The sequence below is a fragment of the Sporosarcina ureilytica genome, from assembly GCF_001753205.1.
Classification (GTDB): domain Bacteria; phylum Bacillota; class Bacilli; order Bacillales_A; family Planococcaceae; genus Sporosarcina; species Sporosarcina ureilytica.
Genome location: NZ_CP017560.1, coordinates 1,990,026 through 2,016,374 on the forward strand (window position 1 = coordinate 1,990,026; position 26,349 = coordinate 2,016,374).

Consider the following 26,349-nt stretch of genomic DNA (forward strand, 5'->3'; position numbering starts at 1 on the left):
CTCCTTAAAAAATCGACTCTTTTACAATATGTAAAAGAGTCGATAAGGGTGAAAATCTCCTGCTATTCAAATAATCGTTCTACCGCGTTTGTCACCGTCAACTGTCCGTTTAGTAGTGCATGTTCTAATTTTTGAACTTCTTCTTTTTTACCTTCTTGTGAGAAAAAAGAGTCAATAAGTCGATCTGTAATCATTGCATGGAACCAATCTTTCGTTTGATGGTTACGCCGTGTTTCCCAATGTTGATTTTTTTCCATTGTTTCTTTAAATGCGAGCACGTTATTCCAAACATCGTCGAAACCTGTTCGCTCATAGGAGGACACAGGTAATGATTTTCCTGTCCAACCAGGTGATGCAGGTTGGAGTAAATGGAGTAGTTGCTTATACTCTCGTACTGTTTTTTTCGCCAATGGAATATTGTCACCATCGGCTTTATGAACGATAATCATATCAGCAAGTTCCATAATGCCTTTTTTCATTCCTTGTAATTCATCGCCTGCACCTGTTAAAACGAGTAAAATAAACATATCTACCATGCCACGAACAACCGTTTCACTTTGTCCAACACCAACTGTTTCAATTAAAATAATATCGTAACCCGCCGCCTCGCATAATAACATCGTTTCGCGAGATTTTTTATGGACGCCACCCAATGTACCTGCTGATGGTGAAGGGCGAATAAAAGCATTAGGATGCCTAGATAATGTTTCCATACGTGTTTTATCCCCGAGGATACTCCCACCTGTAAGCGTTGAACTCGGATCAATGGCAAGTACGGCCACTTTATGCCCTGCTTCTGCTAGCTTTAAGCCAAATTCTTCAATAAACGTACTTTTCCCAGCGCCCGGTACACCAGTTATTCCAAGACGAATGCTGTTACCGGTTTTAGGCAATAAACTTAATAGCAGTTCTTGTCCAGCTTTCCGGTCTTCTGCCGTAATACTTTCTAAAAGCGTAATTCCTCTTGCAAGGTGAAGTCTGGAACCTTGCGCAATTTGAGCAGCCAGATCCGTGATAGCTATCTTTCTGTCTTTTTTGACGAAACGTCTCCTCGGCGTCCCTATCATGCCATCATGTTGTGAATGAATGCCATCCATAATGTACATCGCACTATCCACGTGTTGATTCTCTTTTTCACTCATACTTCCGTCACTTCTTCGTAACCAAGCTTTTCATAAATTTTTTCAATCACTTTTTGTGCAGAAACTGGAATGACTGTTCCAGGGCCGAAAATTGCGGCAGCACCACTTTCTCTTAAAAATGCATAATCTTGTGCTGGAATAACACCTCCAACGACGATTAAAATATCTTCTCGACCAATTTTTTCAAGCGCTTCCTTTAACTCAGGAACGAGCGTACGATGTCCAGCAGCAAGTGAACTTACGCCAATGACGTGCACATCATTTTCAGCTGCTTGCATTGCGGTTTCTTCCGGTGTTTGGAATAAAGGTCCAATATCTACGTCAAAACCAAGGTCAGCGAAAGATGATGCAATCACCTTCGCACCGCGATCATGTCCATCTTGTCCCATTTTTGCAATGAGAATTCTTGGACGTCGCCCTTCATTTTGTAAAAAATCGTCTGCCATCGCTTTTACTTCCGCGATTTCTTCTTCATTCGAAAAGTTCGCACTATATACGCCACTCACAGAACGAATCACCGCCTTATGTCGACCCGAAACGACTTCAATCGCGTCAGAAATTTCTCCAATTGTTGCCCTGGCACGCGCTGCATTCACTGCTTTTTCGAGCAAGTTACCTTGACCTGTTCGTGCAGCTTCAGTGATCGAGTGCAATGCCTGTTGTACCAAATCTTCATCCCTAGTCTGCTTCATCTGTTGAATACGATCAATTTGTTTTTGTCTAACAACTGTATTATCAATATCTAATATATCAATTGGTTCTTCTTCATCTAATTGATATTTATTTACACCTATAATGATTTCCGTTTTAGAATCAATTTGCGCTTGACGCTTGGCCGCTGCTTCTTCGATTTTCATTTTTGGTAAGCCAGTGTCAATTGCTTTTGCCATCCCACCAAGTTCTTCAATTTCTTCAATTAAAGTCCATGCTTTTTCCATCAGTTCGTCCGTTAGTTTTTCAACATAATAGGAGCCGCCCCATGGATCTGCAACATCTGTCATATACGTTTCTTCTTGCAGAAATAATTGCGTATTCCGCGCGATACGTGCTGAAAAGTCTGTTGGTAATGCAATCGCTTCGTCAAGCGCGTTCGTATGAAGGGATTGTGTGTGCCCCATCGCAGCAGCATTCGCTTCAATTAACGTTCTCGTTACGTTATTGAATGGATCTTGTTCCGTTAAACTCCAACCAGATGTTTGACAATGGGTCCGAAGCGCCAATGTTTTTGGATTTTTCGGGTCAAACGATTGCATAAGCTGGGCCCACATTTTACGTGCTGCACGCATCTTCGCAATTTCCATAAAATAATTCTTCCCAATTGCCCAGAAAAACGACAATCTTGGTGCGAATGAATCGATATCGATGCCCGCATTTAAACCAGTTCGAACGTACTCAAGTCCATCTGCTAATGTATAAGCAAGTTCAATATCTGCCGTTGCTCCTGCTTCTTGCATATGATAGCCAGAAATAGAAATTGAGTTGAATTTCGGCATGTTTTTTGATGTATATTCAAAGATATCTGCGATAATCCGCATCGACATTTCTGGAGGGAAGATATACGTATTCCGAACCATATACTCTTTTAAAATATCATTTTGAATCGTTCCAGCTAATTGTTCTGGTGTCACGCCCTGTTCTTCCGCAGCTACAATATAAAAGGCCATAATAGGTAAAACAGCACCGTTCATTGTCATAGAGACTGACATTTCATCGAGCGGAATTTGGTCAAATAAAATTTTCATATCCTCGACAGAATCAATTGCAACCCCGGCTTTTCCAACATCTCCAGTTACTCGGGGATGGTCAGAATCGTAACCGCGGTGTGTCGCCAAATCGAATGCAACCGACAAACCTTTTTGTCCCATTGCTAAGTTTCGTCTATAAAACGCATTACTTTCCTCAGCCGTTGAAAATCCAGCATATTGACGAACGGTCCACGGTCTTGTCACGTACATTGTCGGATATGGCCCTCTCGTATTCGGCGCAATACCTGGAAGATCATTCAAATGCTGGACATTTTTAATATCCTCTTTCTCATAAACAGGCAAAATAGGAATGCCTTCGTTCGTTTCAAATGGTTTCTTTTCGGAAATAGCAGATATATGTCTATCCGTTACTTTTAATGGATTTACATTTCGAAAATTCGGCTTTGTCAACTTTCCCATCCCCTTCCCAGCGGTCTAAGATTTCATTGAACTTCTCCAACTTGTCGAGTCCATTGTAAATAAAACCATTCAATCCGTTTTCTTGCCAATGACTCGACAGTTCCTCACTATATTTTCCCGCCACATCTATCGTCAGTTCAGTTGGTAATTTTTGAAGTAACGGTGTCATCACCTGTTCTGTCATTTCATTTGTCGCACAGACAACAACATAATCTGGTTGCCTGGCTCGTATCCAATTAACCGCTTCTTCGACTGTTGCAAGTTCAGCTGTCGACTCAGTTTTAATTCCGCCTGTTGCGAGAAATCCACTTACAAAATCTGCACGTGGTTTGAAGTCTTTTAATTGTCCGAATGTCACCAGCGCAACTTTCGGCTGGTTCTGTTCAAATGAAATCCGGAACTTTTCAAATGGTTCCGCAAGTCTCCCCTTTATCGATAAACTTGCTTCCTTCTCTTCGTCTCCTAATAAATCGGCATATACATTTGTACCGATAAGAGAACTGGACGTTTTAGCAACAGATGCTAAACGCTTTTTATGTAATTGGTCAATATAGGCCATGTACTGTTCACTCTTTATATAAGCCGCGTATCCGCCCTGTTCTTCAATTTCAATAAATCGTTTCCAAGCTTTCTCGACTAATTCTTTCGTCAATGATTCTATGAAGTAGGACCCCCCGGCCGGATCAAGGACTTCTGATACTAATGTTTCTTCTTGAATGACGAGCTGGACATTTCGTGCAAGTCGAATGGACGTTTCAGTAGGACGCGTCAAAACATCATGGGGGTGCACCGTTAAAACGTCTGCTCCTCCAAGGATAGCGGAAAATGCACTATTTCCTGCACGAAGCAAGTTCACATACGGATCTAATGTCGCATAAGAACGCAATGAAGTTTCCGTCAATACTGGAACAGCGTCAACTTGTTTATTCCCATATGCAACTGAAAGCGCTTCCCATAAAACTCGAAAAGCTCGAAGCTTAGCGATTTCCATAAAGAAATGTGTATCGACTGCGAAACGAACAAAAAACTGCTTATTTAATGCTTCAAAAGCTTCTTGATTCGAAGCATTATCAGCTGCTTTTGCGATGACAAGAGCCAATTCTGTTACGGCATCTGCACCTAGATGATGCGCTTCAGTTACATCAGCACCAATTGTACGGATATTTATAAACCCATTAGGCATCTGGTCCTGTCCAATATCTACTACACCTTTTACGCGTTCTTTGTCCTGATCAGCAATATGTTGGAATACGTTTATAATGGTATCTTTTTGATCTATTTTTAAAAAATAGATTGGGTATTGGATTGCCAATTGGGCCAACTCTATTAACGCTTTGTCATTCCAATCAACTGGGTTGGAACCATCATAAACAATTGCCTCATTTCCTCGTTCAAATGATTCTTTCATATTTCGGATAAAATCATTTGCATTATCGACATATTGTTGTTGTGCAATTGTCCAATCAGCTTCTTGTTTTGCTTCACGTATTGGGTGTAGTGATTCAAGTTTTGATGATTGTTCAGTATAGAGTGGATATAAATCGATTCCTTCAATCGTTTTCGTAATCAGTTTATCAAATGGTAGTCCCCTTAATGATTTTGTAGCAAGTGCTTGCCATTCTTCATATGTACTTGCAGCAAATGTTGTTTGTTTTATTTCGTCTACTAACATTTCTCTTATCCCTCCCACCAACTTTTAAAAATCTTCCAACTTCTATTTTACATGAATATTGCTAAATTTGTAAGTAAGAAAAAAGCCTGTAACCAAAATTTGGCTACAGGCTTGGGATTTATTAATAAATAGACGTATTTTCTGCTGAAACGTTTTCCAATATTTCTTTGACGCGTGCTAGGAATCGACCGCATACTAATCCGTCTAAAACTCGGTGATCTAGTGATAGACATAAGTTAACCATGTCGCGCGGTGCAATCATGCCACCGTCTAAAATAACTGGTCTCTTAACAATCGATTCAACTTGTAAAATTGCAGCTTGCGGATGATTAATAATCCCCATCGATTGTACCGATCCGAATGATCCAGTATTATTCACTGTGAATGTACCGCCTTGCATGTCCGCTGCGGCCAGTTTGCCCGAACGAACTTTTGTTGCAAGTTCATTAACTTCTCTTGCAATTCCTTTAATCGTTTTCTCATCAGCATGCTTGATAACTGGAACAAATAAAGAGTCCTCCGTTGCAACAGCAATTGATAAGTTAATATCTTTCTTCTGAACGATTTTATCGCCAGCCCACATTGAATTCATCATCGGGAATTCTTTTAATGCTTGTGCAACAGCTTTTACGAAGAATGCAAAGTAAGTAAGGTTATAACCTTCTCTTTGTCTGAAATCATTTTTCAATGAATCACGGTAAGCAACAAGATTCGTTACATCGACTTCCACTGTCATCCAAGCGTGTGGTGCTTCATGTTTAGACTTTAACATATTATTTGCGATTGCACGGCGCACGCCTGTAACTGGAATTTCTATGTCGCCTGTCGCAACTGGAATTTCAGTTTTCGGTGCTGAAGCTGCAGGTTTAACTGGCTCAGCCGCCGGAGCGCTAATAGCTTGTTGCGGCACGGCAACTTCTTCTTGAACCGGTTTCGCAGTTGGAATCTCTCCGCTATCAATGATAGCTTGTAAATCTTTACGTGTAATACGACCGCCACGACCTGATCCTTCAACAAGTGACAAGTCAATGCCGTGTTCTTGTGAAAGTCTAAGAACAGCAGGTGAAAAACGTCCGCTTGCTGCCCCTTTTTCACGCTTAATCGGAGATTGAGGCTTTAATGAACCTTCCGCAGGCATTTCATTCGCAGGCTCTTCTTTTGCAGGCGCCGCTTCAACTTGTTCAACTGCGGCTTCCCCGCTGACTTCTGTTTCAATCGTACAAACAACTGCGCCTACTTTTAATGTTTCACCTTCTGCTGCAATAATTTCTTTTACTGTTCCACTAAAAGATGAAGGTATTTCAGCGTTAACTTTATCTGTATTTACTTCAGCAAGTGGGTCATATTTATTAATCTTATCTCCTGGTTTAACTAACCATTTTTCAATTGTACCTTCAGTTACACTTTCCCCTAATTGAGGCATCGTTATGTTTTCAATTGCCAATACATTTACCTCCGTCTCGATTAAAATTCCGCAAGATCACGGGCTGCTTTTTCAACTTTGTCAGGGTTTACCATAAAGAAGCGCTCCATTGTCGGTGCGTATGGCATTGCAGGTACATCTGGTCCAGCAAGACGCTTAATCGGTGCATCTAAATCAAATAGACAGTTTTCCGAAATGATCGCTGCAACCTCTGACATAATGCTTCCTTCTAGATTATCCTCTGTTACGAGAAGTACTTTTCCAGTTTTGGAAGCTGATTCGATAATCGCTTCTTTATCAAGCGGATATACAGTACGCAAGTCGAGAATATGTGCTGAAATTCCGTCTTCTGCCAGTCTTTCAGCCGCTTGTAATGCAAAGTGAACACAAAGACCATAAGTAATAATTGTAATGTCATCGCCTTCACGTTTCACATCAGCTTTTCCAATCGGTAAAACATAATCATCTTCCGGTACTTGTCCTTTAATTAAACGATAAGCACGTTTATGTTCAAAAAATAATACTGGATCTTCATCACGAATTGCAGCTTTTAATAAACCTTTCGCATCATACGGTGTTGAAGGAATGACAATTTTCAATCCAGGTGTACTAGCAAACATCGATTCAACCGATTGAGAGTGATAAAGAGCACCATGAACACCGCCTCCGAACGGAGCACGTACAACAATTGGACAAGACCAATCATTATTTGAGCGGTAACGGATTTTTGCGGCTTCCGATACAATTTGGTTAACCGCTGGCATAATGAAATCAGCAAATTGCATTTCTGCAATTGGGCGCATGCCATACATTGCCGCTCCAATTCCAACACCTGCAATAGCCGATTCCGCAAGTGGCGCGTCAATCACACGGTCTTCACCAAATTGATCATATAGACCCTGTGTTGCTTTAAAGACGCCTCCTTTTAATCCTACGTCCTCACCTACCACGAAAACGCGATCATCTCTTTCCATTTCTTCTTTCATTGCAAGTGTAATTGCATCGATAAATGACATAACCGTCATTATTGGTTCCCCCCTTCATCAGCATACACATGAAGCAATGCAGACTCAGGCTCAGCATACGGAGCATTTTCCGCATAGTCAGTAGCTTCGTTTACTTCTTTCATAATACGTTCTTCTATTTCTTGTTCCAATTCCTCAGACAGTACGCCTGCTTCTTTTAAATAAGCAGAGAACGTAATAATCGGATCTTTCGATTTCTCTTTTTCAATTTCTTCAGCAGGACGATATTGACGTTGATCATCGTCGGAAGAGTGAGATGTGAGTCGGTAACAAACTGTTTCAATCAAGCTTGGGCCTTCCCCACTACGCGCACGGTCTGCCGCTTCTTTTACTACTTTGTAAACTTCTAATGGATCTGTGCCGTCAACTGTCACGCCCGGCATTCCATATCCAATAGCACGGTCAGAAACATTTTCTGCCGCAACTTGTTTTTCATACGGTACAGAAATCGCGTATTTATTATTTTCAACCATAATAATGGATGGTAATTTATGAACACCTGCGAAGTTCATCCCCTCATGGAAATCTCCCTGGTTAGATGATCCTTCACCTAAAGTTACAAAAGTGATGAAGTCTTCTTTTTTCATTTTTGCGGCTAATGCAACACCAACCGCATGTGGTAATTGCGTCGTAACTGGAGATGAACCTGTTAAAATACGATTTTTTCGTTGACCAAAGTGACCCGGCATTTGACGTCCGCCTGAGTTTGGATCTTCTGCTTTTGCAAACGCAGAAAGCATTAATTCTGTCGTAGTCATTCCAAAATGAAGAACAACACCTAAATCACGGTAATATGGTGCAATCCAATCTTTTTGATTGTCTAGTGCATAAGCAGCCCCCACTTGCGCGGCTTCTTGTCCTTGACAAGAAATCACGAACGGAATTTTTCCAGCACGGTTTAAAAGCCACATCCGCTCGTCGATTCTGCGTGCACGAACCATTGTCTCATATATTTGTAAAACATCTTCGTCAGTTAAACCTAGTGCCTCATGACGATTTTTTGCCATTTAAAAGTCCCCCTTTTACATATGAATTGCTTTTTTATCGACAGCTAACGCTGCTTCGCCCATTACTTCTGATAAGGAAGGGTGTGGATGAATTGTTGTTGCAACTTCCCATGGTGTAGCATCCAATACCATTGCTAGACCTGCTTCAGAAATTAACTCTGTTACATTCTCACCAATCATATGCACACCGAGAATATCATCCGTTTCTTCGTCTGCAATAATTTTCACAAAACCATCCGAATTGCCATTTACAAGTGATTTACCAATTGCCATGAATGGAAACTTGCCTGTTTTCACTTTAAACCCTTGTTCTTTTGCTTGTTGTTCAGTAATCCCAACACTAGAAACTTCTGGGCTAGAATAAATACAACGCGCAATCTTTGTATAATCAATTGGCTCGTTTTGTATTCTCGCGATATGCTCTACTGCATGAATTCCTTCATGAGAAGCTACGTGCGCAAGTTGAAGACCGCCAATCACATCACCAATGGCATAAATATGATTTTCTTTCGTTTGATATGTTGGTCTTGTTTTAATAACACCATTTACAACTTCAATTTCTGTGTTGTTTAAGCCAATGTCATGAATATTTGCTTGTCTACCAACAGAGACCAGCATTTTTTCAGCAGTGAAAGTCTCTGTATTGCCGCCAACATCAGCCGAAATTGTAACAGAGTCATCATTTTTACTAACTGTTTCCGACAATACTTTAGCGCCTGTTACAAACTTAACACCTTTTTTAGTTAATAATTTCTTCATTTCTTTTGATATGTCAACATCTTCAGTCGGAATGATTTCATCTGCATATTCAAGCACAGTCACGTCAACACCAAAATCATTTAGCATTGAAGCCCACTCGATACCGATGACACCGCCGCCCACAATAATGATTGAATTTGGCAGTTCTTCCATTTCAAGTGCACCGTCTGAAGACATAATAGTCTTTTCATCTAATTCTAGACCTGGTAAAGATTTTGGCGTTGACCCTGTCGCGATAATTAAATGTTTAAGAATGAGGATTTCATTTTCTTCACCATTGGACATCTCAACTGAAATAGTTCCTGGCATCGGAGAAAATATAGACGGACCTAACATTCTTCCAAATCCATCGAAGACATCGATTTTCCCTTTTTTCATTAAGCTTTGAACGCCTTGATGCAATTGTTTAATAATGCCATTTTTTCTTTCTTGAACACGCTTGAAGTCAAGTGTAACATTTTCAGTATTTACACCATAATCTGCAGCGTGATTTTTAGCCGTGCTATATACTTCCGCACTTTTCAGCAATGCTTTACTCGGAATACATCCTTTATGCAAACATGTACCGCCTAGCTTTTCCTTCTCTACTAGTGCTGTTTTTAAACCTAGCTGAGCTGCACGAATAGCTGCAACATAGCCGCCTGTTCCGCCGCCTAAAATGACAACATCATATTCTCTTCCCAAATCAATTGCCTCCTTTAAAACCTGCCGTTTCGTTTATGCGTTCGGGTAGATTTTTACTACCTCTTCTCCGGAAAGAACTCGAATGGCTCCTTCAGCAAGTGCTTGAAGTTCATCTTCACCAGGATAGACAGCTACTTCTGCTATCCAACTAATTTTTGATGTTAAACATTCAATAAATTCTTTTCCGTATGCTAATCCGCCTGTTAAAATAATCGCATCCACTTTACCTTCAAGAACAGTTGCAGCGCTTCCGATTTCTTTTGCAATTTGATAAGCCATAGCGTCATAAATTAGCTTTGCATCTTCATCGCCTTCTGTAATTCGTTTTTCTACCTGAACCGCATCATTCGTTCCAAGATAGCCAACGAGACCGCCTTCGCCAACAAGAGACTTCATCACGTCACTACGAAAGTATCTGCCGGAGTAGCATAGTTCGACTAAATCACCGATTGGCACACTGCCTGCTCTTTCAGGGCTAAATGGTCCATCACCGTGTAAACCATTGTTCACATCGACTACTCTTCCTTCTGCATGTGCACCGACTGTGATTCCGCCGCCCATATGAGTGACAATTAACCTTAGTTTTCCATAAGATTGATTCACTTCTTTAGCATAACGTCTTGCCACTGCCTTTTGATTGAGTGCATGGAAAATGGATTTCCTTTGAATTAAAGGAGATCCGGAAACTCTTGCTATCGGTGATAATTCATCTACTACGACCGGGTCAACGATAAATGACGGGATATTTAATTCCACGGCGGTTTCACGAGCTAATATACCGCCCAAATTTGAAGCGTGCTGTCCGAAATATCCCGCTTTCAAATCTTTAATCATCGCTTTGTTTACTTCATACGTACCGCCCTCAATAGGACGGAGTAATCCACCCCGTCCACAAACTGCATCTAATGTCGAGAGTTCTATTTGTTCATCATCGAGCACATTCAATATCGCATCTTTACGAAAATTGTACTGATCGATAATGGAAGGAAATTGTGCGATTTTCTCAGTTGCATGACGTATCGTATGTTCCAATACTAACGTTTCATCTTGAAACACACCAATTTTCGTAGATGTTGAACCTGGATTAATGACTAGCACTTTATAGCTTGTTGTCTGCACAGTCACTCCTCCTTCCACTTCGAATATCGTTGGTTCCTTTATTTTCCTGAAAGAATACTTTTTTCTTGTTTTAAAAATTGGCCGCGTGATCTTCTGACACTTTCAATACGCTCTTCCGCTAAACGATCAGCAGCTTTATAAGTTGGGATATGATCACGTTTCGAAATCTTGAAAATTTCACCGATTGTATCGTAAATACCGGCAACACGCTTTAGCGCACGCTCACGGTTATAGCCAACGAGTTCATCGGCAACGTTAATGACCCCGCCTGAGTTAATGACGTAGTCTGGTGCATAAATAATGCCCATCTCATGAATTTGGTCTCCATGACGGTCTTCTTTTAATTGATTATTTGCTGAACCTGCGATTACTTTACATTTAAACTGCGGGATTGTATCGTCGTTTATCACAGCCCCGAGTGCACATGGAGCGAAAATATCTACTTCTTGAGAATAAATTTCGTCAATGCCAACAGCCGTTGCATCAAACGCATCAACTGCACGTTGAACAGCTTCTTCGTTAATATCTGTCACGATTAGCTTGGCGCCTTCTTCATGTAAATGCTCACATAGCGTATAAGCAACGTTCCCAACACCTTGAACCGCGATTGTTTTCCCTGCTAAAGAATCAGATCCGAACGCTTCTTTTGCCGCTGCTTTCATTCCGACATAGATGCCATAAGCTGTTACTGGCGAAGGATTTCCTGATGAACCAAATTCAGCCGATACACCTGTGACATAGTCTGTTTCTAAATGAATTAAATCCATATCTTCTTCTGTTGTTCCCACATCTTCTGCAGTAATATAGCGTCCATTTAAACTTTCAATATAACGGCCAAAAGCACGGAACATTTCTTCGTTCTTATCCTTTTTCGGATCCCCGATAATCACTGTTTTTCCTCCGCCAAGATTAAGGCCAGCGGCAGCATTCTTATAAGTCATTCCGCGCGCTAAACGCAGTGCATCTTCAATTGCTTCGGCTTCAGATGCATATGTCCACATGCGAGCCCCGCCAAGTGCCGGACCAAGTGTTGTGTCATGAATCGCAATAATTGCTTTCAATCCTGAATTTTTATCCTGACAAAGTACCACTTGTTCAAAATCGTAAGTTTCCATATACTTGAAAATCTCCATTATAAATTCCTCCTAAGGATTGTTTTATTGTTGTGCAGCTAAAATTGCAAGCGCCAATGAGTAAACTTTACTTTCAGCACTATCCGACCTGGATGTCAGGACGATTGGCGCTTTTGCTCCTTGAATAATCGCGCCTACCTTAGCATTTGCAAAATAAATAAGTGACTTATAAAGAATATTTCCTGCTTCAATATTGGGAACGAGTAGGATATCTGCTTTACCCGCTGTGTTTTCCGTTAATCCTTTTTGTGCAGCAGCTTCCATTGAAATTGCATTATCAAGTGCTAACGGTCCATCCACCCTACAATTTTTAATTTGACCTCTCTTGTTCATTGCAACTAGTGAGGCAGCATCAATTGTGGCATCCATTGTAGGATTTATCGTTTCCACTGCAGCAAGAGGCGCAACAATCGGCTGTTCGATGCCGCATGCTCTCGCTGTATCGACTGCATTTTGAATGATATTTGCTTTTGTTTTTAAATCAGGCGCAATGTTCATAGCCGCATCTGTAATAAAAAATAACCGCTCAAATTTTGGGACTTCAAATACTGCTACGTGAGAAAGAACTTTTCCCGTTCGTAAGCCGTATTCTTTATGTAAAACAGCTTGTAAAATAACAGAAGTCGGCAAGTTTCCTTTCATTACAACATGCGCTTCACCACTAGCAACTGCTTTCACAGTTTCCATCGCCGCTTCTTCTCTTGTACCGGTATGTTGTATGACAACTTGTTGGTTATCGAGCAATTGCGGGAAATGTTGTTCCATTAGTTGTGTTAATTCGATTTGATTGTCGAATAACACAAAGGATGCAAGCGACTTTTCCACTGCTAGATGTACTGCTTTGAGCACCTCTTTATCGCATGCTGCAGCAACTGCAACGGTTGGATTTATACTTGTACTTGAAGAAGCCTTTTTGATTAACGAATCGAGACTTATCATTATCTGTCCTCCAAACTATGCAAGTTGATATTTATCGAGTTTATAGTATAAAGAACGAAGTGAAATCCCTAACCGATTTGCAGTTTCTGATTTATTCCCTTCGTTTTCAATTAGCGCTTGTTCTAAGATAGAACGTTCATAGTCATCCATCATAGAGGTCAATGTACTTTTAGCTGGCAAACTAGATTCCTCTTTACTTCTATTGGAGGAAAAAAGTGATTTTTTCACATCGACTGCTTCTAATATCATTTCACTTTGCTCCATATAGATCATCGCCCGATTTAAAACGTTTTCTAGTTCACGTATATTCCCTGGCCAGTCGTATTGCTCGAGTAATCGTTTGGCTTCATAAGAAACAACATCTACGCTCATGCCAAGTTCCTTGTTTAATTTTACAAGTAAATGTTGAACGATAGGCACTATATCTTCTTTACGACTACGAAGCGGCGGAATTTGAATGGCGATTCGACTTAATAAGTAATACAGTTCTGCCAAAAATGTACCGTCGTGAATCGCCTTTTCAAGATTCTGGCTCGTTGCCGTAATGATATGAACAGAAGTTTGCATCGGTCGCGCACTCCCCAATGCAAAAAACTCTCCAGTTTTCAAATAATGAAGCAGTTTACGTTGGGTAGACAGCGATAAATCAGCAATTTCATCTAAAAACAATGTCCCATTATCTACTTCTTCAAATAATCCTGTTTTCGCTTTTTTATCTTTTTCATCTTCCAGTATTTTCCCGAAAAGCTTTTCTTCAAGAACGTCAGGGTGAATCGCTGTACAGTTCACTCGAATAAACTTATTAAACTTTCGCGTACCTTCACTATGAATTGCTTGAGCAAATAATTCTTTTCCACTTCCAACTTCCCCGCGTAGTAATACAGTGAAGTCATTATCTGTGGCAATACGCGCTTGTTCAATCGCAATTTTAATATGCGCTGAATCGCCACGAATATCATTAAATGTATTCGTCGATTCTAGTTCTCGAATAATGGCTCTTGCTTGATCAAGTTCATTCATCAAATTTCTCATCTCAGTGATATCATGAATGATACCGACACTGCCTTTTACTTCATCATCCATGAGAATGGGAGCAGCATTCACGATAACTTCATTATTATTTTCACCAATCCGCATATTGACTCCACGGACTGGTTTTTTCGTTTCCAACACTTTCATGTGAATGCTTTCACCTTCGCTGATATCCGCTGTTGCAGGTTTTCCAATCACTTCATCTTTTGTTAAACCTGTAATGCGTGTGTATGCAGGGTTCACTAAAATCCCGTAACCGTTTTCATCCACAACTGAAATGGCATCGTCACTTGAATGAATGATTGCTTCAAGCATTGTTTGAACCTTTTCAAGGTCCGTAATTTCCTCTGCAAGTGCAATCGCTTCAGTCATATCTTTAAACACTGCAAATGCTCCTACAACTTCACCTTTTTCATCGTATAACGGAAATCTAGACGTCACAATCTCGAGACCATTTGCGAGAACTAATTCATGGTTAATTTCTGACTTTCCAGTTTTAAATACTCTTTGAAGTTTTGTCATTGGAATGACTTCAGTTACTTTTTTTCCAATCGCATCTTCAATTGAAATACCAATCATTTCTGATGCACGCTTGTTAAAAAAGTCAACTTCACAATTCGCATTAATTCCTACCATTCCTTCTTCAATTGAATCAAAAATAAGACGTTGTTTGTGCACTTCTGCACGAATCCGTTTCGTATATGTATGATTATCTTGTAGCAATTGAACAATGAGATTTGCAACGGACCCCGGAATTAACACAGTTTGAGAATGTCTAGCCTCAAAAAGCTCATTGAACACCAATTCGTCACCAGTAACATCAAAAATAATGTGTAAATTATCATTTAAAAAATCTCGCCAATTATTGCCAAATGAAATACCAAGTTCTTTTGCACGTACAATTCCTGGTGCGTTTTCATCAGTGTCAATTATTGCAATAACTTTCATTAATTCTAAGTTTTGGAGAAGATCCAGTATTATTGAGCCACCTGTCCCTGCCCCAACAATAAGAACGTTTTGCAAGGATGTTCAAACTCCTTTTTTTATACGCAATCTTTTGCAATACAACCTTATCATACATGATAAACCACTTCTTGACAATATTTCTGTAGAAGGTAGAATGATATTAGGCTAAAGGAGTTGTTTTTAATGGCAAGACTAGCAGCTTTTATCGTACTTCTCATCCCTGGTTTATTGGCAGCCGGTGGAATAAAATTTATGAGAGACTCTTTATATGGAATTGTATTTTCTCCATTTATACAAAGTTGGATCCAATTTATTGTCGGTTTAATTATGTTTACTTTGGGTCTTGGCTTTTTCGCAGGATTTTTACTACATCGAGATCGAAAAAAAGGTCGCGTTCAAGAAAGATTTGCAAAAAAAGAAAAACCTTGATGAATTCTCAAGGTTTTTTGTGTTTACAAGACGCTTTAATGGACTTTATTCCTTGTCGCAACCATAAAGCATGCAATTACTTGCATGTTATCCATTCTTATTCTGTAAACGCTCCCATCTATCTAATTAGCTAGCCATATGTTCCAATCTAATTTTGTCTGCAATCATTGCAATAAACTCGGAGTTTGTTGGTTTACTTTTTAAATGATGAACAGTATACCCAAACATTTTCGAGATAACTTCATAATTCCCTCTATTCCAAGCTACTTCGATAGCATGTCGAATCGCTCGTTCTACACGAGAAGGAGTTGTATTATATTTCTTTGCGATATCTGGGTACAATATTTTCGTCACTGATCCAAGTAAATCTACATCCGAATACACCATTTGGATTGCTTCTCTTAAAAATGCATATCCTTTAATGTGTGCAGGAACGCCAATTTCTTTTATAATCGAAGTAATGGTTTTATCAAGCATTTTTGGAGTTACCGCACTGGACTGTCCCCCAGCTTCCTGTGAGGTTGGATGACTTGTTTTTTGCATCCCAGAAACTTGGAATATTTGATTTGTCAATCGATCGAATTCGAACGGTTTAAGCATAAAATAAGATTCGCCCAATGTAGCAGCTTGGCTCATGACATCTTCCTGACCAAATGCCGTAAGCATAATCACATGTAAATCTGCATACTCCGGCGTTTTACCAATCGTTTCTAATACGGCAATACCATCAAGATGTGGCATAATAATATCCAATAATAAAATATCCGGACGTTCTTCCTTAAGCATCGACAAGCACACTTCCCCATTATGTGCTGTCCAAATCACTTCTATTTCCGAATTCTTGTCGAAGTAAGCCGTCATTGTTCTAACCAATTCCTTGTTATCGTCAGCAATGGCTAATTTAATCTTGTTCATGTCCCATTCCCCCAAAATCATTTTTTATTTATGTCGACAGTTAACATAATCGTCGAGATGCCCATATAAGATGAATTCGACACATGTTTGATTTCACCTCTTATTATAAAGGAAATGAATCCAACGGTGTATGGTTTCGGCAATATTCGACGATTTTCTTTGAAAATAGAACCGGAATCGAACGAAATTCAACTGATTTTTGTCTTACTCCATAAAAAAATGGTCAACCGATGGGTTGACCATTTTTTTTAATTTTCTCCTTTTCGCATTGTCTCCAAGAAAAGTGCTGCCCCTTTTTCAGGTTCATCAATAAACATATGTGTCACTGCGCCAGCAAATTTTCCGTCTTGAATGACGGGACTTCCGCTCATTCCCTGTAATATACCGCCAGTTGTTTCAAGAAGCTTAGAATCGGTTAGTTTAAAGTGGAATTGATCTTGTTCAACATTTGTAATTTCAATTGAAAAAGACTCGACTTCTGTCCCTTTGACCGTCGTAAAAATTTCCGCTTTACCAACCTTTACGTCTCCTTGGTGCATAATCTGTAACGGTTCGGATAACACTTCCTTGTAGGAGTTATTCCATGAACCGAAAATTCCATACACACCATTTTTACGAATCGTTCCAAGCGTTTCTTCGTCTTTAACGATAGTGGAAATTTTATATCCAGGATTTCCTGGCGAGCTCTTTCTAATTTGCTCAATTTCCGATAAATGAATGGTGCCTTCTTTAAATGACGGCGGTGATTTGAATGAGCTATCAATAATTTGATGGCCAAGTGCACCATACGTTTTTTTCTCAGGGTCGACATACGTTAAGGTTCCTGTACCTTCTGTGCTATCTTTTAGGAATGGAAGTAATCGTTTCATTGCTTCGTTATCCGATCGGACTGTAAGTGTTTCCCCATTTCTTGTCAGTAGAACTGAGATATCTTCTTTATTTCCAACTCTTGTTAATGCGTCTTCGAAATTTTCAACATTCGATATGATGGCACCATCTACTTGTCCGATTAGATCTCCAGCTTTCAACCATTCATCTTTGCCAAGTAAAACATCATTCGTTAGAAAAACACCTGACAAATCCATTTTAATACCGATTGAATGCCCCATCGGAATTAGTGATTTATCATTTGCGGACGCGATACCCGAATTGACTGGCAAAAACATTAAGGCGACAGAAAACGATACCACCAACTTTAACTGCTTACTCCATCCCATAGTTCACCTCCTAAGAATTAAGATACTATTGGTATGTCCGTTAGGCGAAATCTTATGAGAGGGTAAAATAAGCAATTTAGGAACGTGTTAGGGATATCGTACAATTCCGTTTAAAATTCATAAAAGGTTACTGAAAACAATTGGCTTTTCCATATATTACATAATTAAAATATTTTAAGATAGCTGGCATTCTTTACGTTTTATGTAAGGTTTTTTTGCGTTCAGCAGCTAACAAGAGTAATTCTTCGGCATGTTTTAATGTTAATTTTGTTGTTTCGGCACCAGATAGCATACGAGACAGTTCATTAGTCCGTTCTTTAGCATGAACATTTTCGATTGTTGTCATTGTTCGTTCATTTTTCACTTCTTTTTTAATGAGGTAATGTTGGTCCGCCATTGCGGCTACTTGCGGTAAATGTGATATACATAGGACTTGGGAATGTCTGGCAACCATCGCAATTTTTTCAGCAATTGCCTGTGCTACCCTTCCACTAACGCCTGTATCCACTTCATCAAAAATAATCGAAGTGACGCCTTGATGCTTCGAGAAAATTGTTTTTAAAGCCAACATTAAACGAGACAATTCTCCCCCAGATGCAACGGCTACCAGCGGCTTTAAAGGTTCGCCCACATTGGTTGAAATATGAAAAGCCACTTCATCATAACCATTAATGTCAAATTCATTTGCTTTTTTTTGCGTAATCATCACTTTAAAGGATGCTTTCTCCATATGTAATTGCTGAAGTTGTTCCATAATCGCTTTTTCTAAACGCTTAGCCGCTTCTATACGAATAATTGACAATTCTTCTGCTTCAACTTCCAAATCTTTCATAATTTGATCAAGTTTAACTTGTTCTGCATGCAGCCTTTCATCTCGATTAATTAATTGATCCAACTCATCTGCAATTTTATCGCGGTAAAGTAAAATGTCCTCTATCGTTTGACCATACTTTCGCTTTAATGAAATAAGCAATGCAAGTCGTTCTTCCACCGCATCTAGTCTTGCGGGATCAAATTCTAAATCATCAATCACGTTTTTCAACTCGTATCCAGTTTCTTGGAGTGAATAGAAACTATTGGCAACAGCTTCATAGTGTGGCGATAATTTTTTATCGACGCCAGAAGCATCTTCCAAATCACTCATCGCTGCCCCGACCCAATCTAATGCGTGTGTGTCCCCGCTAATTGCTTCGTAGGCGGTGTTTAAACGTTCATATAATCTGCTGAAGTTTTGCAGTTTACGCTGTTCATCCTCAAGTTCTTCTTCTTCACCGATACTTAAATTTGCGTTATTAATTTCTGTCAATTGGAAAGAATATAAGTCAATACGCTGGGCAATTTGCTGCTCGTTTTCATTTGCTGTTTCAAGCTTTTTCTTTAACTTCGCATAGTTTGAATAGGTTTCAGAATAACTCTGATAAGCTTTCTCCAATTCTTTTCCAGCAAATTGATCAAGTAAATGAATATGTCTTCGTTCATGCATTAACTCTTGGTTTTCGTGCTGGCCATGGATATCAATTAAGCTGGCCCCAACTTCTCGCATGATGGCGATTGTCACGAGTTTTCCGTTAATACGACAAACACTTTTTCCGTTCGCATTAATATCACGTCGTAATATAATGGTTCCTTCATCTGCTTGTATACCGAAACTTTCAAGCGTACGTAGCACAGGATGTTTTGCATCTTCTATCAGAAAAAGACCTTCTAGTTCCGCCTTATCCGCCCCATGGCGAATGAAACCTTGTGATCCGCGGCCTCCTGCTAAAAGCTGAACAGCATCTATAATAATAGACTTTCCTGCCCCCGTTTCTCCTGTTAGCACTGTAAGCCCTTTTCTGAATGACACATCCAAATGTTCAATAATTGCAAAGTTTCTTATTGTAAGTTCATTTAACATGTTTGCTCACCACTTTCAAAGCATCGCAAGTAATTTTTCTCTTACATCATCTATATAAGACTCATCTTTACATATAATTAAACAAGTATCGTCGCCGCAAATTGTTCCCAGCATTTCGTCCCACTTCAAATGGTCTAGCAAAGAGCCTATTGCTTGGGCATTTCCCGGTAATGTTTTTAATACTAAAAAGTGTCCTGCACCGTCTATGCTAACAAAAGCATCCGTCATCGCACGGTGAAGCTTTTGTTCTGTATTGTATTCGTGAATTCTAGGCAAGCTATATTTATATCCACCAGAAGATGTCGGTACTTTAATAAGATGCATTTCTTTAATATCACGGGAAATTGTTGCTTGCGTAACGTCTACGCCCGCGTCTTTTAAGCTTTGTACTAGTTGATCTTGCGTTTCAATTTCATATTTCGAAATAATATCACGAATACGAATGTGTCGATGTCCTTTGTTCATTTAATTTCCTCCTTTTTCGGTATTGGTAATTCTCTCTATACAGATTTTCAGTCGGATCTTACAAAGCTTTGCTATCGGTATAGGAAAAGCGCGCAAAAAGCGCGCGCTAATTTAACTCTTTGTAAGCATTAGAAATTAGTGCATCAAACATTCCGGCATTAAAATTTCTTTCAGCTTTTTCTTCTGCTCTTAAATGAAATAGAAACTCGATATTACCTTCTCCCCCCGTGACAGGAGAGTAAGAAGCTTCATGTAATGTAAAGCCTTCTTCGTAGGCAACTTCTGCAACTTTTTCCAATACTTCTAAATGTGTTGATCGTTCCTTCACAACACCTTTTTTCCCAACTTTACCTTTACCTGCCTCAAATTGAGGTTTTACGAGTGCGATTACATCGCCTCCGTTTACGATAATGTTTTTCAATGCTGGTAAAATTAAGCCTAATGAAATAAACGATACATCAATCGTGGCAAATGTTGGCAGTCCATTCTCGAACATGTCAGTCGTTGCATATCTAAAATTAGTCCGCTCCATCACAGTTACTCTTTCGTCTTGTCTAATTTTCCATGCTAACTGGTTATAACCGACATCTAATGCATAACAATGTTTCGCACCATTCTGTAATGCACAATCTGTAAACCCGCCAGTTGATGCACCGATATCAAGCACAATTTTGTTTTCAACTGTCACATCAAAGACCTCTAATGCTTTTTCAAGCTTTAGACCGCCTCGACTTACATATTTTAACGTATTTCCTTTTACAGTTAACGGGGCATCTACCGCTATTTTTTCCCCTGGCTTATCAATTCGCGTCTGTGCAGAATAAACAATCCCTGCCATAATTGAACGTTTCGCTTGTTCCCGCGTATCAACTAAGCCTCTCTTCACTAATAGAACGTCTATGCGTTCTTTCGGTTCGCGTTGACTCATACATTTTCTCTTTTCAATACATATTTTTCAACTACACCATGTACTTCAACAGCCAGATTTTCAGCAGTCATTCCAATTTCAGCTAATAATTGCGGCACATCTCCATGTTCAATAAATTGATCTGGGATTCCCATTCTCTCAATCGGTGCAGCATTATAGGATACATCATGCGCATATTCCAATACCGCGCTACCAAATCCACCAGCAAGTACAGCTTCCTCTACAGTCATGATTGGAATTTCCTGGTCAAATAAATTGTCGAGCATGTGAGTATCAAGTGGTTTAATGAATCGTGCATTAACCACCATGACTTCTAACCCTTTTTCTGATAGCAAATCAGCTGCTTCCAAAGCCATTGGAATACTTGTTCCAAATGTTAAAATGGCCGCATCGGTTCCCCGGCGAATAACTTCCCAAGTGCCAATCGGAATTGGTTGTAAAGTTTCATCAAGCGGAACCCCTAAACCATTCCCCCTCGGATATCGAATGGCAATGGGTCCATCATTATAATCCATTGCAGTTTTCACCATATGTTGTCCTTCATTTTCATCTTTTGGCATCATAATAACTAAATTCGGCATATGACGTAAAAACGCAATGTCATAAACCCCCTGGTGTGTTTCTCCATCTGCGCCTACAAGACCTGCTCTATCAATCCCGAAAACGACATTTAAGTTTTGTCGGGAAATATCGTGCAGCACTTGGTCGTAAGATCGTTGTAAAAATGTCGAATAAATCGCCAGAAAAGGTTTCATTCCTTGAGTCGCAAGACCTGCCGCCATTGTTGTTGCATGCTGTTCCGCAATTCCAACATCAAAAAAGCGGTCCGGAAACTCTTCTGCAAAAGCTTCTAATTTCGAGCCGACTGGCATTGCCGGTGTGATGGCTACAACTCGTTTATCATCCCGCGCAATTTCGCTAACAGTATCGGCAATCAAGCCGCTCCATGACGGGGCAGATGCTGTTGACTTCACAAAATCTCCCGTTTCAATTTTATACGGACCTGTCCCGTGCCAAGTACCAATTTTATCGTTTTCGGCAGGACGATAGCCTTTCCCTTTTTTCGTAATTACATGAAAAAGAATCGGCCCTTCCATTTTCTTTGCATAGTTTAAATTACGTTCTAAATCTACAAAATCATGCCCATCAACTGGTCCTAGATACGTGAAGCCAAGCTCTTCGAAAAAGACCCCTGATACAAGTAAATACTTTAAACTATCTTTTACACGTTCAGCAGCCGTTGCTACCTTACCACCAACTGCTGGAATCTTTTTTAAAATGTACTCTAACTCGTCTTTCACAGAATTATACTTCCCTGCAGTACGAAGTTTTCCTAAGATAGAATGTAATGCGCCTACGTTGGGAGCAATAGACATTTCATTATCATTTAGAATAACAATCATATTCGTTTTCTCATGTCCAATATGATTTAACGCTTCAAGCGCCATACCGCCAGTTAAAGCACCATCACCGATAATCGGTAATACGTAATTGTCTTCTCCTTTAATATCACGAGCCACGGCCATTCCCATTGCTGCTGATAAAGAAGTCGAACTATGGCCCGCTTCCCAAACGTCGTGTACACTTTCGTCCATTTTAGGAAATCCGCAAAGCCCTTTATATTGTCTTAACGTATCAAATTCATTTGCTCGTCCAGTTAAAATTTTATGAACGTATGCTTGATGACCGACGTCCCATAGAAATTTATCATTCGGACTGTCAAAAAGCTTATGTAGAATTAATGTTAATTCTACTACGCCAAGGTTTGGGCCAATATGACCACCGGTAACAGATAATTTCTCGATTAGGAAGGAGCGAATGTTCGTTGCAAGTTCTTTCAATTGCTCATTATCGAGCTGTTTAATAAAAGATGGATTATTAATTTTTGTTAGATCCACCATTATCACACACCTTCACAAATTAATAACGACCTACGTTGTTATCCTTCATCTCATTATAACAACTGAAACGCTCAGTACAAGAATTTCACGTTTAAAAATTCCGTTCTACAATATAGTCTGCAAAGAGCGCAAGTAAAGAATCGTCCTTTTCTAAAAAGGCTAATGACTGTTTCGCAAGCAGATGATGATGCATCAGTTGTTTTCTAGCACCTTCAAGCCCTAAAACAATAGGATAAGTTGTCTTTTCACTCGATTCGTCGCTACCTGCGTTTTTTCCTAATTCTTCGGTCGTTGATGTCACATCTAAAATGTCATCTTGAATTTGAAAGGCCAGTCCTATATTCTCGGCATATGCTTTAATCGCTTTCATTTTTTCAACGTCTATATCCGCAAGTATGCCACCTGACACGATACAAAAAGTAAGAAGCGCACCCGTTTTATTTAAATGAATTAATTCTAATTCTTGTAATGATAAACTTTTTTTCTCGCCTTCAAGATCTAACACTTGTCCAGCGACCATCCCATTTGCCCCTGATGCAATTGCTAATAACCGAATTAGTTCAATGGTTTTTTCTGGACGCGTATTCGGTAAACTCGCTAATGTTTCAAAAGCAAGTGTTTGTAAAGCATCGCCGGCAAGTATGGCCAGTGCTTCACCGTATACTTTATGATTCGTTGGTTTTCCGCGGCGTAAATCATCATCGTCCATGCTTGGTAAATCATCATGAATAAGAGAGTATGTATGAATGAGTTCAATTGCTGCTGCAACTTCCAATGCATCTTCCGCGTGAACGCCTAGGTCTTCAAGTGTAGCTAAGACTAGTAAAGGGCGAATTCGCTTTCCGCCTGCATGAACCGAATACAGCATAGCTGCTTGTAAACTCTCTGGGATATCTTTTCTCATTAGAATCGTATGTAAGGTATCGTTAATTCTAGGTGTGTTCTTTTCAATAAATTGGTCTAATTTATTCTTCATCTTTGACCGCACCTTTAGTCGGTTCGAACGGTTCTCTTTCACCATTCTCATCAATAATAGACATTAATTGTTTTTCAGCATGTTGCAATTTCCCTTGACAAAACGCAGACAATTCCATTCCTTCTTTGTAGAGCGTAATTGCATCTTCTAATGGAACATCTCCTGTTTCAAGTTTCTTTACAACTTCTTCTAACTTAAGCATTGCTTCTTCAAAGCGAATTGGCTCCTCTTTCAATTAACTCTCCTCCAAGTCATCTTTATGAATTGATTTTATCATAGCTTCTGCGGTACCATCTTGCATTTTTATTTTGACAGAACCACCAATTTCTAAAGTTTGTACTGATTTTTGAACTTTTTCATGTTGATAAACGATGGAATAGCCTCGTTCTATGACATGTAAAGGATTTAACGAGGTTAACATTCGCACAGTCGATGAAAAACGATTTTGGTGTTGTTTTAAGTCATGTGTAGACGTTGTCATTAACCGATTCGTTAACACGCTAATTTCACGCGCGGCCTCATTGACACGGTTCATAGGAGAAATTGTTTTCAATCGATTTGTTAACCGTTCTAATCGGATTTCATCTCGCTCTGTGATGGATTTTGAACTTCTCCTTAACCTCTCATCCAGATGAATGTGCTTTTCGATAAAAGGTCGATAAAGTCGTTCAGGGAATTGGAGAGGATATGAGGTTTGAAGCGTTGTTAATTGTTTTTGTTCATGTTTAATTTTATATGAAAATGCTCGATACAATGCACGTTTTCTATCGAGAATTCTATCTATCAATTCTTCGCGTGCTGGTACGGCTAATTCTGCGGCAGCTGTTGGCGTTGGTGCTCTTTTATCCGCAACAAAATCTGCGATTGTCGTATCTGTTTCGTGCCCGACAGCACTGATAATTGGAATGCGACTCGAAAAAATAGCCCGAGCGACGATTTCCTCGTTAAATGCCCATAAATCCTCAATAGATCCTCCACCGCGTCCAACAATAAGGACATCAATGCCGCCATAGTCATTTGCTTGTTCGATAGCTTTAACAATGGATGGTTCTGCCTGTGGACCTTGGACAATCGCTGGAAATAAGATAATTTCAGCTAATGGGTAACGCCTTGAAATTGTCGAACAAATATCTTGTATCGCTGCACCTGTTTGAGCAGTGACAACACCGACCGTCGTGGGATAAACAGGTAACGGAACTTTCCATTTTTCATTAAACAATCCTTCTTGTTCAAGCTTTTCCTTCAATTGTTCAAAAGCAAGATATAGTGCACCTATGCCGTCTGGTTGCATCGTTTGGACATAGAGTTGATATTGCCCACTCGCTTCATAGACGGAAACATCTCCAATAATAAGCACATTCATACCGTTTTCTGGTCTGAATTTTAATTTGAGTGCATTCATTTTAAACATAACCGCACGAATCCGACTTTTGTCATCTTTTAAAGTGAAATAAACATGTCCACTCGGATGAAGCGTGACGTTTGAAAGCTCTCCTTTCACGTACACTTGCCGTAAATGTGGATCCGCATCAAACTTTCTTTTCACATATTTCGTTAACGCTTGGACAGTTAAATATGGATTTTTCGTCACTTGTATTCCCCCTCTTTGAACGGATAGAAACGCTGTTCTACCTATGAAGAACAGCGTTTCATACACCTAGATATTATTTGTCTTCGTGTTTATCCGTATCGCATACCTGTTCAGCACTAAGAAGCGTATTTTTAAGTAGCATCGTAATTGTCATTGGACCTACCCCACCAGGTACTGGCGTAATCATAGATGACTTTTCTTTCACATCGGCAAAATCTACATCTCCGCATAATTTGCCATTTTCGTCTCGGTTCATGCCAACGTCAATCACAACGGCGCCTTCTTTAATATGCTCTTTTTTAATAAACTTCGCCATACCAATCGCGACGATTAATATATCAGCTTGCTTTGTATGATGAGCTAAGTCTTTTGTTCGGGAATGACAATAAGTGACCGTTGCATCTCGCTGTAATAAAAGTTGTCCCATTGGTTTACCAACAATATTACTGCGTCCAATGATAACGGCATGCTTCCCTTTGATCTGTGTGTTTGTTCGTTCAAGCAATTTAATGATTCCGTATGGTGTACAAGACAAATATGTGCTTTGACCAATCATCATCTTTCCAACATTTACCGGATGAAAACCGTCAACATCTTTCGCTGGATCGATGGCCAAAATAACACGATTTTCATCGATATGCTTTGGCAAAGGTAATTGTACAAGGATTCCATGAATCGAATCATCATCATTTAGTTGGGCAATACAATCCAGTATTTCTTGCTCGCTTACCGTAGCTGCTAACTGAATTAACTCAGATTTCATCCCTACTTCAACACTCGATTTTTGCTTGTTTTTAACATATGTATGGGAAGCTGGGTCGTCACCGACAATGATTACAGCAAGTCCAGGGGTACATCCTTTACTTTGAAGTTTTTGCACGCGCTCTTTAATTTCTTCACGAATGATAGTCCCTATTGCTTTTCCATCAATTAATTTTTTGTCCACTTGTATGTCCTCCAAATG

Annotated in this window: 22 protein-coding genes; 1 reads left to right on the top strand and 21 read right to left on the bottom strand. The window is 39.7% G+C overall.

The genetic code is table 11. The annotated features are described in order from the left end of the window. Nucleotides 1-62: 62 nt before the first annotated feature. The 11 genes from meaB to BI350_RS09855 all read right to left on the bottom strand — a co-directional run bounded on the left by meaB (nt 63) and on the right by BI350_RS09855 (nt 15,123). On the bottom strand, nt 63-1,142 hold the full coding sequence (gene meaB, locus BI350_RS09805; protein ID WP_075527941.1) for a methylmalonyl Co-A mutase-associated GTPase MeaB: 1,080 nt from the start codon (nt 1,140-1,142) through the stop codon (nt 63-65). Beyond that, nucleotides 1,139-3,298 (bottom strand): methylmalonyl-CoA mutase, encoded by a 2,160-nt coding sequence (scpA, locus tag BI350_RS09810; protein WP_075527942.1) that lies wholly within the window; start codon nt 3,296-3,298, stop codon nt 1,139-1,141. The genes meaB and scpA overlap by 4 nt, the downstream gene beginning before the upstream one ends. Then, nucleotides 3,249-4,979: a methylmalonyl-CoA mutase family protein gene (locus BI350_RS09815; protein ID WP_082295034.1), complete on the bottom strand. Its 1,731-nt coding sequence runs from the start codon at nt 4,977-4,979 to the stop codon at nt 3,249-3,251. Before BI350_RS09815 ends, scpA begins: the two co-directional genes overlap by 50 nt. Nucleotides 4,980-5,100: 121 nt before the next feature. After that, a complete protein-coding gene (locus BI350_RS09820; protein ID WP_075527943.1) occupies nt 5,101-6,423 on the bottom strand; it encodes a dihydrolipoamide acetyltransferase family protein in 1,323 nt (440 codons plus the stop codon). 20 nt (nt 6,424-6,443) lie between these two features. Next, a complete protein-coding gene (locus BI350_RS09825) occupies nt 6,444-7,427 on the bottom strand; it encodes an alpha-ketoacid dehydrogenase subunit beta (RefSeq protein WP_075527944.1) in 984 nt (327 codons plus the stop codon). Further along, the gene (locus tag BI350_RS09830; protein WP_075527945.1) at nt 7,427-8,434 is read right to left on the bottom strand and encodes a thiamine pyrophosphate-dependent dehydrogenase E1 component subunit alpha; all 1,008 of its coding nucleotides are present in this window, start codon (nt 8,432-8,434) and stop codon (nt 7,427-7,429) included. Before BI350_RS09830 ends, BI350_RS09825 begins: the two co-directional genes overlap by 1 nt. Before the next feature lie 15 nt (nt 8,435-8,449). Continuing rightward, nucleotides 8,450-9,877, bottom strand: a complete 1,428-nt coding sequence (lpdA, locus tag BI350_RS09835; RefSeq protein ID WP_075527946.1) for a dihydrolipoyl dehydrogenase — start codon at nt 9,875-9,877, stop codon at nt 8,450-8,452. Between the two features lie 33 nt (nt 9,878-9,910). Further along, a complete protein-coding gene (gene buk / locus BI350_RS09840; protein WP_075527947.1) occupies nt 9,911-10,996 on the bottom strand; it encodes a butyrate kinase in 1,086 nt (361 codons plus the stop codon). A 38-nt stretch (nt 10,997-11,034) separates the two neighbouring features. Continuing rightward, complete coding sequence (locus BI350_RS09845) at nt 11,035-12,129, bottom strand: Leu/Phe/Val dehydrogenase (RefSeq protein WP_075527948.1); 1,095 nt, start codon at nt 12,127-12,129, stop codon at nt 11,035-11,037. A 24-nt stretch (nt 12,130-12,153) separates the two neighbouring features. Beyond that, nucleotides 12,154-13,065 (bottom strand): phosphate butyryltransferase, encoded by a 912-nt coding sequence (gene yqiS / locus BI350_RS09850; RefSeq protein ID WP_211117203.1) that lies wholly within the window; start codon nt 13,063-13,065, stop codon nt 12,154-12,156. A gap of 18 nt (nt 13,066-13,083) precedes the next feature. Continuing rightward, nucleotides 13,084-15,123, bottom strand: coding sequence for a sigma 54-interacting transcriptional regulator (locus BI350_RS09855; RefSeq protein WP_075527950.1), 2,040 nt, complete (start codon nt 15,121-15,123; stop codon nt 13,084-13,086). A gap of 126 nt (nt 15,124-15,249) precedes the next feature. On the opposite strand from BI350_RS09855, the gene BI350_RS09860 reads away from it, so the two are divergent. Next, nucleotides 15,250-15,495: a DUF2627 domain-containing protein gene (locus BI350_RS09860; protein ID WP_075527951.1), complete on the top strand. Its 246-nt coding sequence runs from the start codon at nt 15,250-15,252 to the stop codon at nt 15,493-15,495. A 126-nt stretch (nt 15,496-15,621) separates the two neighbouring features. Here the strand turns inward: BI350_RS09860 and spo0A are convergent, their stop codons facing one another. The 10 genes from spo0A to folD all read right to left on the bottom strand — a co-directional run bounded on the left by spo0A (nt 15,622) and on the right by folD (nt 26,331). Then, nucleotides 15,622-16,410: a sporulation transcription factor Spo0A gene (gene spo0A, locus BI350_RS09865; RefSeq protein ID WP_075527952.1), complete on the bottom strand. Its 789-nt coding sequence runs from the start codon at nt 16,408-16,410 to the stop codon at nt 15,622-15,624. 248 nt (nt 16,411-16,658) lie between these two features. Continuing rightward, complete coding sequence (locus BI350_RS09870; protein ID WP_082295035.1) at nt 16,659-17,627, bottom strand: SpoIVB peptidase S55 domain-containing protein; 969 nt, start codon at nt 17,625-17,627, stop codon at nt 16,659-16,661. A gap of 193 nt (nt 17,628-17,820) precedes the next feature. Continuing rightward, nucleotides 17,821-19,524: a DNA repair protein RecN gene (gene recN / locus BI350_RS09875; protein WP_075527953.1), complete on the bottom strand. Its 1,704-nt coding sequence runs from the start codon at nt 19,522-19,524 to the stop codon at nt 17,821-17,823. Nucleotides 19,525-19,539: 15 nt separating this feature from the next. Then, nucleotides 19,540-19,989, bottom strand: a complete 450-nt coding sequence (ahrC, locus tag BI350_RS09880; protein ID WP_075527954.1) for a transcriptional regulator AhrC/ArgR — start codon at nt 19,987-19,989, stop codon at nt 19,540-19,542. Nucleotides 19,990-20,095: 106 nt separating this feature from the next. After that, nucleotides 20,096-20,917, bottom strand: coding sequence for a TlyA family RNA methyltransferase (locus tag BI350_RS09885; RefSeq protein WP_075527955.1), 822 nt, complete (start codon nt 20,915-20,917; stop codon nt 20,096-20,098). Beyond that, entirely contained in the window at nt 20,914-22,815 is a 1,902-nt protein-coding gene (gene dxs / locus BI350_RS09890; protein ID WP_075529332.1) for a 1-deoxy-D-xylulose-5-phosphate synthase, read from the bottom strand. The genes BI350_RS09885 and dxs overlap by 4 nt, the downstream gene beginning before the upstream one ends. Nucleotides 22,816-22,909: 94 nt before the next feature. Continuing rightward, nucleotides 22,910-23,794 carry a polyprenyl synthetase family protein gene (locus BI350_RS09895; RefSeq protein WP_075527956.1) on the bottom strand — a complete coding sequence of 295 codons (885 nt, stop codon included), beginning with the start codon at nt 23,792-23,794 and terminating at the stop codon, nt 22,910-22,912. Further along, nucleotides 23,784-24,029 (bottom strand): exodeoxyribonuclease VII small subunit, encoded by a 246-nt coding sequence (locus BI350_RS09900; RefSeq protein ID WP_075527957.1) that lies wholly within the window; start codon nt 24,027-24,029, stop codon nt 23,784-23,786. Before BI350_RS09900 ends, BI350_RS09895 begins: the two co-directional genes overlap by 11 nt. Continuing rightward, entirely contained in the window at nt 24,030-25,385 is a 1,356-nt protein-coding gene (xseA, locus tag BI350_RS09905) for an exodeoxyribonuclease VII large subunit (RefSeq protein ID WP_075527958.1), read from the bottom strand. A gap of 73 nt (nt 25,386-25,458) precedes the next feature. Next, nucleotides 25,459-26,331: a bifunctional methylenetetrahydrofolate dehydrogenase/methenyltetrahydrofolate cyclohydrolase FolD gene (folD, locus tag BI350_RS09910; protein ID WP_075527959.1), complete on the bottom strand. Its 873-nt coding sequence runs from the start codon at nt 26,329-26,331 to the stop codon at nt 25,459-25,461. Between the last annotated feature and the right edge of the window lie 18 nt (nt 26,332-26,349).

Excerpts from the sequence above, each read along its gene's own strand:
- spo0A (WP_075527952.1), bottom strand. The coding sequence starts at position 16,410 with ATGAACAAGATTAAATTAGCCATTGCTGACGATAACAAGGAATTGGTT.
- BI350_RS09885 (WP_075527955.1), bottom strand. The coding sequence starts at position 20,917 with ATGAGTCAACGCGAACCGAAAGAACGCATAGACGTTCTATTAGTGAAG.
- meaB (WP_075527941.1), bottom strand. The coding sequence starts at position 1,142 with ATGAGTGAAAAAGAGAATCAACACGTGGATAGTGCGATGTACATTATG.
- BI350_RS09830 (WP_075527945.1), bottom strand. The coding sequence starts at position 8,434 with ATGGCAAAAAATCGTCATGAGGCACTAGGTTTAACTGACGAAGATGTT.
- BI350_RS09870 (WP_082295035.1), bottom strand. The coding sequence starts at position 17,627 with ATGGGATGGAGTAAGCAGTTAAAGTTGGTGGTATCGTTTTCTGTCGCC.
- BI350_RS09845 (WP_075527948.1), bottom strand. The coding sequence starts at position 12,129 with ATGGAGATTTTCAAGTATATGGAAACTTACGATTTTGAACAAGTGGTA.
- ahrC (WP_075527954.1), bottom strand. The coding sequence starts at position 19,989 with ATGAACAAAGGACATCGACACATTCGTATTCGTGATATTATTTCGAAA.
- recN (WP_075527953.1), bottom strand. The coding sequence starts at position 19,524 with ATGTTAAATGAACTTACAATAAGAAACTTTGCAATTATTGAACATTTG.
- BI350_RS09860 (WP_075527951.1), top strand. The coding sequence starts at position 15,250 with ATGGCAAGACTAGCAGCTTTTATCGTACTTCTCATCCCTGGTTTATTG.
- BI350_RS09895 (WP_075527956.1), bottom strand. The coding sequence starts at position 23,794 with ATGAAGAATAAATTAGACCAATTTATTGAAAAGAACACACCTAGAATT.
- BI350_RS09815 (WP_082295034.1), bottom strand. The coding sequence starts at position 4,979 with ATGTTAGTAGACGAAATAAAACAAACAACATTTGCTGCAAGTACATAT.
- BI350_RS09825 (WP_075527944.1), bottom strand. The coding sequence starts at position 7,427 with ATGACGGTTATGTCATTTATCGATGCAATTACACTTGCAATGAAAGAA.